Here is a 14,162-nt window from a genome sequence, read left to right on the forward strand (position 1 = left end):
CGCCGACCATAGACCATCCGGCTAGACTTTCGCGCCGTGGGCCGAAGTGCCGCTTTCTTCGATCTGGACAAGACCGTCATCGCCAAGTCGAGCGCCCTGGCGTTCGGTCGGCCGTTCTACCGGGACGGGCTGATCACCCGGCGTGACGTGGTCAAGTCGGCGTACGCGCAGCTGATGTTCCGGCTGGGCGGCACCGACGAGCAGACCATGGCCCGAACACGGGACTACCTGGCCGCGCTCTGCAAGGGCTGGCCGGTGGAGCAGGTCCGCCAGATCGTCGCGGAGACGCTCCATGAGCTGATCAACCCCTACGTGTACGCCGAGGCCGCCGCGTTGATCGTGGAGCACCAGGCGGCCGGCCGGGACGTGGTGCTGGTCTCCGCCTCCGGCGAGGAGATGGTCCGGCCGATCGGTGAACTGCTCGGGGTGACGGATGTGATCGCCACCCGGATGACGGTGCGGGACGGCCGGTACAGCGGCGAGGTCGAGTTCTACGCGGCCGGCCCGAGCAAGGTCGAGGCGGTCAGCGAGCTGGCCACCGCCCGGGGTTACGACCTGGCCGACTCGTACGCCTACTCGGACTCGTACAGTGACCGACCGCTGCTGGAGTGCGTGGGCCACCCGAGTGTGGTCAACCCGGACCGGCAGCTGCGCAAGCTGGCCTCGGAGAACGCCTGGCCGGTGTTGGAGTTCCGCCACCCGATCCCGCTGGGCCGTCGGCTACGGGAGCGTCCGGCCGTCCCGGTGGCCGCGGCGGCGCTGGGCGTCGGCGTGGGTGTGGCCATCGGCATCGCCTGGTACGGCCGGCACCGCCGCACCCGCGCCGCCGCCACCGCCTGACTCCCCATCCCCGGCCGATGGTGGACCTGTGCTGGGGGTATTGGCACTCTTCGCGTTCTTTGTGAGGCACCACAAACCGGATCAGGCTGCGGCGAGGATCTCGTCGCCGATGATGGTGAGCTGGTCGGCGCCGACCTCCACGGCCGCCATGTAGTGGCGCAGCCAGGAACGCAGCCCGTCCGGGGTGCCGGTGGCGAAGGCGCCGGCCGAGCCGACGTACTCGGGTTCCCGCTCGCGGTGACCGACGTCGACGGCGAGCAGGCCGCGCGGGTCGAGGCCGCTGGCGAGCAGCACCAGGCGCGCGGCGCCCCGGGCCACCACGCCGGACGGTCCGGCGAACGGGCGCAGATTCAGCAGCTCCCCGTGGACCACGGCGGCGAGCACCAGCGGAGAGACCTTCGTGCCGCCGGCGACGAGCCCGGCCAGCCCGTCCAACCGGGCGGCGACCACGGGGTCGGTCACCGGGCGACCCAGCTCGTCCTCGGGCACCAGGTCCCGGGCGGCGAGCACGTGCAGCTTCGCGAGTGCCTGCCGGGGTGCTCTCGGCCAGAGCTCGCTCAGCCCGGGCAGCGCCCCCGCGACCCGCAGCGCCCCCTGGAGCACCGGGTCGGTGACGGTGCCGGCGCGGACCGCCTCGCGCTCGTGGGTGGCTCCCTCGAGGGCGGCGCTGGCCACCGCGGACCGGAGGCTGACCTCGGCTGCGACCTGGCCGCCGTGCCGGCGCAGCGCGCGGTGCCCGAGCGCCTGGTCGAACCGCTCGCGGGCCCGCTCGACGGCGGGAGCGATGTCGGCGAGCGCGAGCAGCGGGGCGAGCGGGTCGGTGGTCACCCCGCCACGCTAACGACCCGGCCCGACCTCGCGGGTCGCACCCGCCCGTAACGCGACCCGAGCCACCCGACCACGCCCACGCGGCCCGACCACGCCCACTCGACGAGCCCGATCAGGGCAAGGTCAACTCGAGATCGCCGATGTCGGGGCAACCCCGTCGCCCGGATACCGCGATATCGCCGACCTCGTGTCGATCAAGCCCGGCGCGCGAGTCGATCGAGGCCGCCCGACTCAGCCCGCCCGACGCGGGCACGTCCGCGCGGGCCGTCGGGCGCGCGGCGGGGGCCGCTCGGCGCGGGGGAGCGGGCAGCGGTCGCCTGCTGGAAGCCCCCCGACTACCCTCGTGCCCAGCGAGACGCAGGTCACCCGAGGACGAGGAGTCACGGCATGAGCGAGGCATTGGCCAATCTGCTGAACGAGACGCGCCAGTTCCCCCCGCCGGCCGAGCTCGCCGCGCACGCCAACGTCACCGCCGACGCGTACGCCGAGGCCGCCGCCGACCCGCTCGCCTTCTGGGCGAAGCAGGCGGACCGGCTGGCCTGGTCGAAGAAGTGGGACGAGGTGCTCGACTGGTCGAACCCGCCGTTCGCCAAGTGGTTCGTCGGTGGGCAGCTCAACGTGGCGTACAACTGCCTGGACCGGCACGTCGAGGCGGGCCGGGGCGACAAGGTCGCCATCCACTGGGAGGGCGAGCCGGGCGACACCCGCACCATCACCTACGCCGAACTGCACGAGCTGACCTGCCGGGCGGCGAACGCACTGACCGAGCTGGGTGTCACCGCCGGCGACCGGGTGGCGATCTACCTGCCGATGATCCCGGAGGCGGCGGTCGCGATGCTGGCCTGCGCCCGGATCGGCGCCGCACACAGCGTCGTCTTCGGCGGCTTCTCCGCCGACTCGCTGAGCAACCGCATCCAGGACGCCAGCGCCAAAGTGGTGATCACCGCGGACGGTGGTTACCGGCGGGGCAAGCCGTCGGCGCTGAAGCCGACCGTGGACGAGGCGGTGGCGAACTGCCCCTCGGTGGAGCACGTGCTGGTGGTCCGCCGCACCGGCGAGGACGTGTCCTGGTCGTCGAAGGACCGCTGGTGGCACGAGACGGTGGAGACGGCTTCGGCCGAGCACACCGCCCAGCCGTTCGACGCCGAGCACCCGCTGTTCATCCTCTACACCAGCGGCACCACGGCCCGACCGAAGGGCATCCTGCACACCACCGGCGGCTACCTCACGCAGACGTCGTACACCACGCACGCGGTCTTCGACCTGAAGCCGGAGACGGACGTCTACTGGTGCACCGCCGACATCGGCTGGGTGACCGGCCACTCCTACATCGTGTACGGGCCGCTCTCCAACGGCGCCACCCAGGTGATGTACGAGGGCACCCCGGACACCCCGAACAAGGGCCGGTTCTGGGAGATCGTCGACCGGTACGGGGTGACCATCCTCTACACCGCCCCCACCCTGATCCGGACGATGATGAAGTGGGGCGACGACATCCCGGCCGGCTTCGACCTGTCCTCACTGCGGCTGCTCGGCAGCGTCGGCGAGCCGATCAACCCGGAGGCGTGGATCTGGTACCGGCAGAACATCGGCCGGGGCGAGCTGCCCGTCGTGGACACCTGGTGGCAGACCGAGACGGGCGCCATCATGATCTCGCCGCTGCCCGGGGTGACCGCGGCCAAGCCGGGCTCGGCGATGACCCCGCTGCCTGGCATCGCGGCCGACGTGGTGGACGACCAGGGCCAGTCGGTGCCGAACGGCGGTGGCGGGTACCTGGTGCTGCGCGAGCCGTGGCCGTCGATGCTGCGCACCATCTGGGGTGACGACAACCGGTTCCTGGAGACCTACTGGAGCCGGTTCGAGGGCATGTACTTCGCCGGTGACGGGGCGAAGAAGGACGACGACGGCCACATCTGGCTGCTGGGTCGGGTGGACGACGTGATGCTGGTGTCCGGGCACAACATTTCCACCACCGAGGTCGAGTCGGCGCTGGTGTCGCACCCGTCGGTTGCCGAGGCGGCCGTGGTGGGCGCGACCGACCCGACGACCGGCCAGGCGATCGTGGCCTTCGCCATTCCGCGCGGCAGCACCGACATCGCCGGTGCGGCGGGTGAGCAGCTGATCGCCGATCTGCGCAACCACGTGTCGAAGACGCTCGGCCCGATCGCCAAGCCCCGGCAGATCATGCTCGTGCCGGAGCTGCCGAAGACCCGCTCGGGCAAGATCATGCGCCGGTTGCTGCGCGACGTGGCGGAGAACCGGTCGCTCGGCGACGTGACCACGTTGCAGGACTCGTCAGTGATGGAGCTGATCTCCTCGGGGATGAGCGGCGCGAAGTCCGACGAGGACTGACGGCAGGCGTACACATCGGAGGGTGGCGGTCCGTGCGGACCGCCACCCTCCGTCATTTCTTACGGGTACGACCCACACCGCCTCACCACTGTCACATCGGTCAGTCGGACGAGTCCGGAGAAGCTGAACGGACATACGCGGCGGGCCGCCTCTGTCCTTTGGGCCGGTTGTGATTTAGGTTCACGCAGGTTGGGGGAGTTCGACACATGTCACATCGATGGTCGGCCACCCCCACGTCCTCCTCCCCATGCCCGAGAAATGGAGCGGCATGAACCACAAACCGCAGTCCGGGTCGCGACGACGACTACTCGTCGCGCTGCCCGCCATCGCCCTCGCGGCCACGTCACTGACCGTGACCGGCAGCGCGGCAGCTCAGACGTCGTCCGCCACCCCCCGGGCGGTGATCGGGGCCGACGAGCACTACATCAACTACGCCGAGCCCGAGGTGCAGCCGGACACTTCCGGCCGCGAGGTCAAGGGCAAGGGTGGCGTCTACACCCCCGCCGTCGACGACGCGCGCGCGTTCGATCAGAAGCATGCGCGGGGCAACCCGGTGACCGCCCGGCAGCTGGCCAAGATCGAAGCCAAGTCGATCAAGACCGGCAAGAGCCCCCGGAAGATCAAGCAGTCGCCGACCACACAGACGGCGAAGCTGCTGACGCTGCTGGTGGAGTTCAACGACCAGGCGAACGACGACTTCACCGGGGTGATGGTCCCGAAGACGGTGTTCGAGGACCGGACCTGCGTCCCCGGCACTGTGCAGAACGGCCCGAAGCACAACAACATCCCGAACCCGGCGACCCTGCCGCACGAGGACAACAACTCGATGTGGGTGCCGGACTTCTCGCCGGCCCACTTCGACAAGATGCTCTACAGCAAGAAGGGCATCACCGAGCGGGTGCGCAAGGACCTGCGGGGGCCGGACGGCAAGCAGGGCATCGACCTGTCCGGTCGCACGATGCACAACATGTACCTGGAGATGTCGAAGAACGCGTACACGGTTGCCGGGCAGGCCAGCCCGTGGGTCACAGTGCCGCACTCGGAGGGTTGGTACGCCGCCAACCGCTGCTTCCAGGACGAGAACGGCAACTGGGTACCGGGCCGTGAGCAGTCGATGAACGGCCACCCGGAGAACCCGGCCGGCGCCGGCCGGCTGGCGACCGATGCGATCGACGCGCTCGCCACGACGGACCCGAACTTCCCCTGGGCCGACTACGACATCGAGGACCAGGCCGACCGGGACGGGGACGGCAACGTCTTCGAGCCGGACGGCGTGATCGACCACCTCGTGCTGGTGCACGCCGGGCAGGGCAAGTCCCGCGGTGGCGGTGCCGAGGGTGTGTACGCCGTCTGGGCGCACTCCTCCACGGTCGCCGGTGGCTACACCATCCCGGGCACGAACATCAAGGTGTCGAACTACATCGTGCAGCCGGAGGACGCCGGTGTCGGCGTGTTCGCGCACGAGTTCGGCCACGACCTGGGCCTGCCGGACCTCTACGACACCTCCGGCAACGCCGACTCGGACGTGGACTTCTGGGACCTGATGGCCTCGGGCTCGCACTCCGGTGAGATCTTCCAGGCGCTGCCGACGCACATGGGCATCTGGGACAAGTGGGTGCTCGGCTGGGCCGACCCGTTGACCATCCGCCCCGGGTCGAACCCGCGCGAGGTGAAGCTCGGGCAGAGTTCGCGTACGCCGATCGACTCCGAGGACGGCATCAAGGTCGACCTGCCGGACAAGGTGACGACGCTGGCCACGCCGCACAGCGGCACGAAGATGTGGCACAGCAACAACGACCAGGAGTGGGCGGACGTCAAGCTGAGCCGCTCGGTCGACGTGCCGGCGGCCGCGGACGCGAAGTTCTGGATGTGGAACAACTACATCATTGAGGACGACTGGGACTACGGCTTCGTCGAGCTCTCGACCGACGGCGGCACCACCTGGACCGAGCAGAAGGTGTACGACGAGGGCGGCACGGTGGTCACCACGCCGGACGGCTACCCGGACCCGAACGGCCGGATGAACGACTTCGGCGGCAAGAAGTACGGCCTGACCGGCAGCACCGACGGCTGGCGTCACGACTACGTCGACCTGTCGGCGTACGCCGGGACGACCGTGCAGTTGCGGCTGCGCCAGGCCACCGACGAGGCGTTCCAGGAGCGCAACTGGTTCGTCGACGACTTCTCGCTCACCGGCGGCGGTGCCATCACCTGGAGTGACGACGTCGAGGGCGACGCCAACGGCTGGACGGCCACCGGCGGCACCTTCGTCGACACCACCGGCGGCGGCTGGAAGGTCTCCAGCGGCACCGAGATCCACGCCCAGTTCTACCTGGCGGAGTGGCGCAACTTCGACGGCTTCGACAAGGGCCTGAAGTACGCCTACGACACGATCTACTCGCACGACGCGTGGAAGGTCGACCGCATCTCGTACAACGCCCCGGGCATGCTGGTCTGGTACCGGGACACCGCGCTCGGCGACGTCAACCACGTCACCGGGCAGATGACCGCGTTGCCCAGCTACGGCGCGAAGGGCGGGCTGCTCGTCGTCGACTCGCACTTCGACCCGTACCGGCGCACTGGCGAGGCGGCCGTGAAGGACCCGTCGGTGACGGACAACCTGCCCAGCCGTCCGCAGTCGGCGAACGCGGCGTTCACGCTGCAGAAGACGTACCCCTTCACGGAGTGCCTGGAGGCGGCGGACGAGCCGTACAGCGCCTACTGCACGAAGTTCAAGGCGCAGGCGGCTGTGAAGTCCTTCACCGATGCCAAGACCTGGTACCCGGGCATCGAGATGCGGGACGGGGCGGCGTACGCCCGGGACAACGACGCCTCGGTGGTGCTGCCGTCGCGGAACAACGCGCCGTACACCACCCGGGTGACCCACCCGGACGGCAGCCCGGCGCCGGAGTTCTACGGCGTGACCCTGGGCGGCGGCGCGATCGTGCTGGGCACCGGTAACCCGGGCGACCAGGGCGTCAACTTCGGGGTCTCGCTCACCATCAAGAAGGCGGCACGGGACAACTCGTCCGCCACGGTGTACGTCACCCCGGCGAGGAACTGACCGCAACAGGTCCGTCGTCCGACGGATCAACGGACGGCCCGCTCGGAGCACGACGCTCCGGGCGGGCCGTTCCGCGTTCGGTCCCACCGCGCGGCGTGACGTTTTCGTCGGCTCGGGCGCTGGATATCGGGAACCTCATAATCCCGTGCAGAATTGATGATCTTGATAGAACCGTGATGAAAATAGTTGCCTGAGGCCACGACTATCTGGTCATGATTTGTCGTCCCAGAACCCTCCAAAACCACCTTCGGCTCGCTTGATCGACTCGTGACAACCGGCCGGGCTCTCTGTAAAGGTGTGTGGCGCACATCATGACAGTGATTGCTTCGACGATGACTGTCATGTAACACAGGTCCACAAAGGAGGAGACCTTTGAGGAGACGAGTCACAGCCGGTCTGGCCACCGCCACGGCCGCGCTGCTGGCGGCGGGAGTCGTGGCGACGCCGGCCTCCGGCGCTCCGGCGGCAGGACCCACCCCCGGTTCCGACAAGGCGAAGCAGGGCAGCGACAACCGCCCCGATCCGGTCGCGGATCAGCAGCGGGAGATCCGGAAGCGGGCCATCGCCGACCTGCTCGCCGGCAAGGCCAAGCTCCAGACGCGCAACGGCTCGAAGGTCATCCAGGTCAAGGACGACCTGTTCGTGGAGTACCAGCAGCCCCCGAAGACCGACCCCATCTTCACGATGCTGGTCAACTTCGGCACCCGGACCGACCCCCGCACCGGCGGCAACCCCGGCCCGGTGGTCAACCAGATCCAGGAGCCCGACCGCACCTGGGACGGCGACGCCACCGACGACAACAGCACGCTCTGGCGGCCCACCTTCGACCGGGCCCACTACCAGGACATGTTCTTCGGCGACGGCGAGTCGATGCGGGACTTCTACCTGAAGCAGTCCGGCGGTCGGTACACCGTCAGCGGCGACGTCACCGACTGGGTGACCGTGCCCTTCAACGAGGCGCGGTACGGCAGCAACGCCATCCCGGAGAGCGACGGCTCCTGGAACTTCGTCAAGGACAGCGCCACCTCCTGGTACGACTCCCAGATCGGTGCGGGCAAGACCCCGGAGCAGATCAAGCAGTACCTGAGCCAGTTCGACATCTGGGACCGGTACGACTTCGACGGCGACGGCGACTTCAACGAGCCCGACGGGTACATCGACCATTTCCAGGCGGTGCACGCGGGTGAGGGCGAGGAGGCCGGCGGCGGCGCCGAGGGCGAGGACGCCATCTGGTCCCACCGCTGGGCGGCGTACCCCAACCTGGCCGGCAGCGCCGGACCGGCGGGCAACAAGGCCGGCGGTGTGCAGATCGGTGACACCGGGATGTGGATCCGCGACTACACCACCGAGCCGGAGAACGGCGGGCTGGGCGTCTTCGCCCACGAGTACGGCCACGACCTGGGCCTGCCGGACCTCTACGACACGGTCGGCGGCGACAACGGCGTCGGCTTCTGGAGCCTGATGTCCTCGGGCTCGTGGCTGAGCCACGGCACCGACGACATCGGCTCGACCCCGGGCTACATGGACCCGTGGTCGAAGCTCTTCCTCGGCTGGCTCAACCACTCCACAGTCGAGTACGGCAAGGGCACCACCCAGGTGACCCTCGGCCCGGCCGGTGACAGTGACGGGCCGAAGGCCCAGGCGGTGGTCGTCAACCTGCCGTCGCAGACGCAGACCACCAGCTACAACACGCCGTACGGCGGGTCGAACGAGTGGTGGGGCGGCAGCGCCGACGACCTGAACACCACGCTGACCCGCCAGCTGGATCTGACCGGGACGACCACCGCGTCGATCACCGCGAAGGCCTGGTACGACATCGAAGAGGACTACGACTACCTCTACGCGGAGGTGTCGACCGACGGCGGCGCGAGCTGGAAGGCGCTCACCAACTCGCTGGTGGACACCGGTGAGACCGGCGTCGACGGCTCCACCAGCGGCAGCTGGGTCGACCTGAGCTACGACCTGTCGGCGTACGCCGGGCAGACGGTGCAGTTCCGCTACCGCTACCAGACGGACGGCGGCGTGCACCTCGCCGGCGCGTTCCTGGACGACGTCTCGCTGGTCAAGGGCGGTGCCACCGCCTGGACCGACGACGCGGAGACCCTGGCCGCGGAGTGGACCGCCAAGGGCTTCACCCGGATGGGTGGCTCGGTGACCGACACGTACCCCCGCTTCTACATCGCGGAGAACCGCAGCTACGTCGGCTACGACGACACCCTGCGGACCGGCGGGTACAACTACGGCTTCACCAACACCCGGCCGAACTGGGTGGAGCGGTTCGCCAACCAGCCCGGCATGCTGGTCTGGTACGTGAACTACGCCTACGGCGACAACAACACCTCGGAGCACCCGGGCTTCGGCCTGAACCTCCCGGTGGACGTCCGTCCGGGCGCGATCACGGTCAAGGGTCAGGGCACCATCACGAACCGGCGCAACGGGTACGACGGCACCTTCAGCCAGTACGCCAAGCCCGCGCAGACCTTCCACCTCAACGGGGTCGCGGTCACGGTGCCGAAGTTGAAGGCCAACCGGGTCTTCGACGACAGCGCGGTGAACCGCTACTGGACGGCGGGCAACGAGCAGAACTCGGTGCAGGTGGCCGGCAGCGGCACCCGGATCGAGATCGTCAAGCAGGGCAAGAAGCCGACCGATGAGATGGTCGTGCGGATCAGCAACTGATCTTCAGTTGGATGGGTGGGGCCGGTGGCGGAGACGCCGCCGGCCCCGCTGTCGTATGCCCGATCACATTGATCGAAATACGTCACTAAAAGAATCCTCGGCCGATCCATGCTGGTCAGCGTCGCTGATGAAGTGCGGGGGTGTGACGGTGAAAAGCATTCCCAACAAAATCTTGCAACAAATCGACGTATGCGTCTTCCCACCCGTCCCGGCAGTGTCTATGTTCACCATTGGTCCCACTAGTGGGATCGATCTGTCACCGGCCCGTACCCCCGTTGGGTCGGTTCCCTCACACCGGAGGTACCACGTGCGCAAAGTCGCAGTGGGTCTGCTCGGGCTCTCACTGACGGCGACAGGCCTGGCGTTCGGACCGTCCGCCAGTGCCGCGCCGCAACCGAAGTTGCCGACGGCCGCGCCGTCGGTCGCCGAGCCCGCCTATGCGGACCACGACCTGCCGAACCCGCTGGAGGACAAGCGGCGCGCGCTGCGCCAGGAGGGCCTCAGCGAGGTCCTGTCCGGCAAGTCCAAGGCGGAGAAGGTCAACGGCAGCACGGTCGTCAAGGTCGGCAAGACCCAGGCCGACGGGGCCACCGCCCGCGCGGCCAAGGCGGGTGCGGCCAAGACGAAGGATCAGTACGTCGAGCTCTCCCGGGAGCGGACCGACAAGATCTTCGTGATCCTCGCCGAGTTCGGTAACGAGCGGCACCCGAGTTACCCGGATCAGGACACTGACCCGGACACCGCTGGTCCGACCCGCTTCGATGGGCCGCTCCACAACGAGATCCCGGCCCCCAACCGGGCGGTGGACAACTCCACCGTCTGGCAGCCGGACTTCAACGCGGACCACTACCGGCAGCTGTACTTCGGCACCAACCCGGGTGACGAGTCGCTGAAGCAGTACTACGAGGCCCAGTCCTCGGGTCGCTACAGCGTCGAGGGTGAGGTCACCGACTGGGTAAAGGTCCGGTACAACGAGGCCCGCTACGGTCGTTCCGGCGGCTACCCGTGCGCCTCGAACGTCTGCACCAACACCTGGGCCCTGGTCCGCGACGCCGCCAACCAGTGGGTCGCCGACCAGAAGGCCGCCGGCCGGACCGACGCCCAGATCGCCGCCGACGTCAAGTCGATGGACGAGTGGGACCGGTACGACTTCGACTCCGACGGCAACTTCAACGAGCCGGACGGCTACATCGACCACTTCCAGATCGTCCACTCCGGCGGTGACGAGGCCGACGGTGACCCGCACCAGGGTGAGGACGCCATCTGGAGCCACCGCTGGTACGCCTTCGCGTCCGACCAGGGCAACACCGGTCCGGTCAACTTCCCGGCCGGCGGCACCCAGATCGGCGACACCGGCGTCTGGATCGGTGACTACACGATCCAGCCGGAGAACGGCGGCCGTAGCGTCTTCTACCACGAGTACGGCCACGACCTCGGTCTGCCGGACGACTACAACGTCGTCAGTGGTGGGGACAACAACAACGAGCACTGGACCCTGATGGCCCAGAGCCGGCTCGGCGCCAAGAACGACGCCGGCATCGGCGACCGTGGCGGCGACCTCGGCGCGTGGAACAAGCTCCAGCTCGGCTGGCTCGACTACGAGGTGGTCGTTGCCGGGCAGAAGCGCACCATGACGCTCGGCCCGCAGGAGTACAACTCGCCCGAGGCGCAGGGCGTCGTGGTCGTTCTCCCGCCCCGGGAGTACACCTTCGAGAACGGCGCGCCGTTCGAGGGGACCAAGCAGTTCTTCTCGGGCAACCAGGACGACCTCAACAGCTCGATGACCCGGACCGTGGACCTCACCGGGAAGTCGACGGCGTCGCTGTCGATGAAGGGCCGCTACAGCATCGAGGCCGGCTTCGACTACATGTTCTTCGAGGCGTCCCTCGACGGCGGTCAGACCTGGACGCCCCTGCCGGGCACCGTCAACGGCCAGCCGCTCCCGGAGATCTCTCCCGGACGTCCGGCGCTCGACGGCAGCAGCAACGGCCAGTGGGTCGACATCAACATTCCGCTGAACGTGGCGGCGGGCAAGGTCGCGCAGTTCCGGCTGCGGTACCAGACCGATGGCGGTGTGTCCGAGGGCGGCTTCTACGGTGACGCGATCACCGTGACCGCTGACGGTCAGACCGTGCTCTCCGACGGCGCCGAGACCGGCGCGGCCGGTTGGGTGCTCGCCGGTGGCTTCGAGATCGTCGCGGCGACCTACACCCGCGAGTTCGACAACTACTACGTCGCGGGCACCCGGTCGTACACCTCGTACGACAAGTACCTGAAGACCGGCCCGTACTTCTTCGGCTACGCGAACACCCGCCCGGACTGGGTGGACCACTACGCGTACCAGGAGGGTCTGCTGATCTCCTACTGGAACCTGCGGTTCGCGGACAACGACACGTTCGAGCACCCGGGTGAGGGTCGGAACATGATCATCGACGCGCACCCGCGGCCGATCTACAACCTGACCGGTGCCGCGTGGCGGGCCCGCGTCCAGGTCTACGACGCGCCGTTCAGCCTGAAGAAGGCGGACTCGTTCACGCTGCACCTCAACAGCCAGCCGCAGTACATCCGCGGCCAGGCGGCGCAGCCGCTGTTCGACGACACCGACCAGTACTGGTACCCGGAGCTGCCGAACCACGGTGTCAAGCTCCCGGCCACCGGCACCAAGATCAAGGTGCTGGAGCAGAACGGGATCAACACCAAGATTCGCATCTCCTGATCCTCGGTACACGCGACACCCGCACCACAGCGATGCCCGGGCAGGTCACCTGCCCGGGCATCGCCCTTTCCGTGCATATCGCGCGAAAACCCGAGAAGGACAGCGACCAGTGCAGCCCTGGCGGAACCCCGGCCAGCCCCAGCGCGTCCGATCGCTCGTGCATCCGCGAACCCGCACCACCCTGACCGGCGCCGGCCTGGCCCTCACCCTGGCGCTGACCGGGTGCGCCGACACCCAGGACGGAGACGCCGTGTCCGCCGAACAGAGCCCCTCTGCCAGCCCGTCCGATGGCGCACAATCACCCGCCCCCGCCCCGCCCGCCGCCGCCCCGGCGAGCCCGCCCACCGACCCGACGCCCTCGTCCCCCGCCGGCCGTCCAGCACGACCCCGTACGCCACTGCCCACCCTGAGCCCGCCCACCGGGCCACCCCGCAATCCGACCGACGTGCGGAAGGCGAACCTGGTGGCCGGCCGGATCAACCGGGGCGGCGACGGCCCCTGCTACGGGCTGGTCACCGACGACGGCCGGCAGTACGCGCTGCACGGGACGGGCATGGGCAGCTTCGCTGTCGGCACGGTCGTCCGGGTCACCATCGGGCCGGCCGATCCGGCGGCCGACTGCGGCCCCGGCACCCCGGCCAGCATCGTAAAGATCAACTCCGTCATCTGAACCCCCGAGCCGCCGGTCCCGGCCGCCAGCGGAGTCGGCGAAATGGCCGATCGACACCAGGGCCCTAGGCTGGGCGCATGACCGAACAGCGCGGCGGAGCAGTCGACGAGTCCTGCGTCCTCACCGAGGGGCCGTGGACGCACCGCTTCGTCGGCGCCAACGGCACCCGTTTCCACGTGGTCGAGGCCGGCACCGGACCGATGGTGCTGTTCCTGCACGGCTTTCCGGAGCACTGGTGGGCGTGGCACCAGATGCTGCCGGCGGTCGCCGACGCCGGCTTCCGCGCGGTCGCGGTCGACCTGCGCGGCTACGGCGCCAGCGACAAGCCACCCCGGGGGTACGACGGGTACACCCTCGCTGCCGACATGGCCGGACTGATCCGCGCGCTCGGCGAGCGGTCGGCGACCCTGGTCGGCAGCGGTGTCGGCGGCATGGTCGCCTGGACGGTGGCCTCGTTCCACCCGTCGCTGGTCCGCCGGCTGGTGGTGCTCGGCGCACCACACCCGCTGCGGCTGCGCGCCGCCATCTTCGCCGACCCGCGCGGCCAGTTCGCCGCCTCCACCCCGGCGCTGAAGTTCCAACTCCCCCGCTACGAGCACGTGCTGACCCGGGACGGCGCGGCCGCTGTGGCGGAGATCCTGCACCGGTGGGGTGGGCCACGCTGGGTGGCCGGGCCGGACTTCGACGCGTACGCCGAGCGGTGCCGGGAGGCGATGCGCATCCCGCAGGCCGCGTTCTGCGCACTTGAGGGATACCGCTGGGCGTTCCGCTCGCTGCTGCGGCTGCACGGCTACCGGTTCGTCCGCCTGATGCAGAAGCCGCTTGTCACCCCGACGCTTCAGCTGCACGGCGCGTTGGATGTCGCCGCCCTGCCACGTACCGCCCTGGGCTCCGGTCGGTACGTCGTCGCGCCGTACGAGTGGCGGCTGCTCGACGGGGTCGGGCACTTCCCGCACCTGGAGGCACCGGAGCTGGTGCTCGGCGAGATCCTGCGGTGGGCCAAGTCCTGACCG

8 protein-coding genes are annotated in these 14,162 nt (G+C 69.2%); 7 read left to right on the forward strand and 1 reads right to left on the reverse strand.

What is annotated here, in order from left to right:
• The first annotated feature begins 36 nt into the window (after positions 1 to 36).
• Complete coding sequence (locus tag GA0070607_RS10735) at positions 37 to 840, forward strand: HAD family hydrolase (protein ID WP_089018072.1); 804 nt, start codon at positions 37 to 39, stop codon at positions 838 to 840.
• A gap of 81 nt (positions 841 to 921) precedes the next feature.
• Here GA0070607_RS10735 and GA0070607_RS10740 read toward each other — a convergent pair whose 3' ends face one another.
• Entirely contained in the window at positions 922 to 1,668 is a 747-nt protein-coding gene (locus GA0070607_RS10740) for a Fic family protein (RefSeq protein WP_089018073.1), read from the reverse strand.
• A 387-nt stretch (positions 1,669 to 2,055) separates the two neighbouring features.
• On the opposite strand from GA0070607_RS10740, the gene acs reads away from it, so the two are divergent.
• From acs to GA0070607_RS10770, 6 genes are all read left to right on the forward strand, one after another.
• Complete coding sequence (gene acs, locus GA0070607_RS10745) at positions 2,056 to 4,020, forward strand: acetate--CoA ligase (RefSeq protein ID WP_089018074.1); 1,965 nt, start codon at positions 2,056 to 2,058, stop codon at positions 4,018 to 4,020.
• 268 nt (positions 4,021 to 4,288) lie between these two features.
• On the forward strand, positions 4,289 to 7,084 hold the full coding sequence (locus GA0070607_RS10750) for an immune inhibitor A domain-containing protein (RefSeq protein WP_089018075.1): 2,796 nt from the start codon (positions 4,289 to 4,291) through the stop codon (positions 7,082 to 7,084).
• 372 nt (positions 7,085 to 7,456) lie between these two features.
• Positions 7,457 to 9,763, forward strand: coding sequence for an immune inhibitor A domain-containing protein (locus GA0070607_RS10755; RefSeq protein ID WP_089018076.1), 2,307 nt, complete (start codon positions 7,457 to 7,459; stop codon positions 9,761 to 9,763).
• 322 nt (positions 9,764 to 10,085) lie between these two features.
• The gene (locus GA0070607_RS10760) at positions 10,086 to 12,479 is read left to right on the forward strand and encodes an immune inhibitor A domain-containing protein (protein ID WP_089018077.1); all 2,394 of its coding nucleotides are present in this window, start codon (positions 10,086 to 10,088) and stop codon (positions 12,477 to 12,479) included.
• Positions 12,480 to 12,636: 157 nt separating this feature from the next.
• Positions 12,637 to 13,149 carry a hypothetical protein gene (locus tag GA0070607_RS10765; protein ID WP_197701254.1) on the forward strand — a complete coding sequence of 171 codons (513 nt, stop codon included), beginning with the start codon at positions 12,637 to 12,639 and terminating at the stop codon, positions 13,147 to 13,149.
• A 77-nt stretch (positions 13,150 to 13,226) separates the two neighbouring features.
• The gene (locus GA0070607_RS10770; RefSeq protein ID WP_089018078.1) at positions 13,227 to 14,159 is read left to right on the forward strand and encodes an alpha/beta fold hydrolase; all 933 of its coding nucleotides are present in this window, start codon (positions 13,227 to 13,229) and stop codon (positions 14,157 to 14,159) included.
• Positions 14,160 to 14,162: the final 3 nt, after the last annotated feature.

It is taken from the genome of Micromonospora coriariae, assembly GCF_900091455.1.
In the GTDB taxonomy this organism is placed as follows: Bacteria; Actinomycetota; Actinomycetes; order Mycobacteriales; family Micromonosporaceae; genus Micromonospora; species Micromonospora coriariae.

What these genes read in the sequence shown, in the direction of transcription:
- acs (WP_089018074.1), top strand. Translation starts at nt 2,056, where the DNA reads ATGAGCGAGGCATTGGCCAATCTGCTGAACGAGACGCGCCAGTTCCCC.
- GA0070607_RS10750 (WP_089018075.1), top strand. Translation starts at nt 4,289, where the DNA reads ATGAACCACAAACCGCAGTCCGGGTCGCGACGACGACTACTCGTCGCG.
- GA0070607_RS10770 (WP_089018078.1), top strand. Translation starts at nt 13,227, where the DNA reads ATGACCGAACAGCGCGGCGGAGCAGTCGACGAGTCCTGCGTCCTCACC.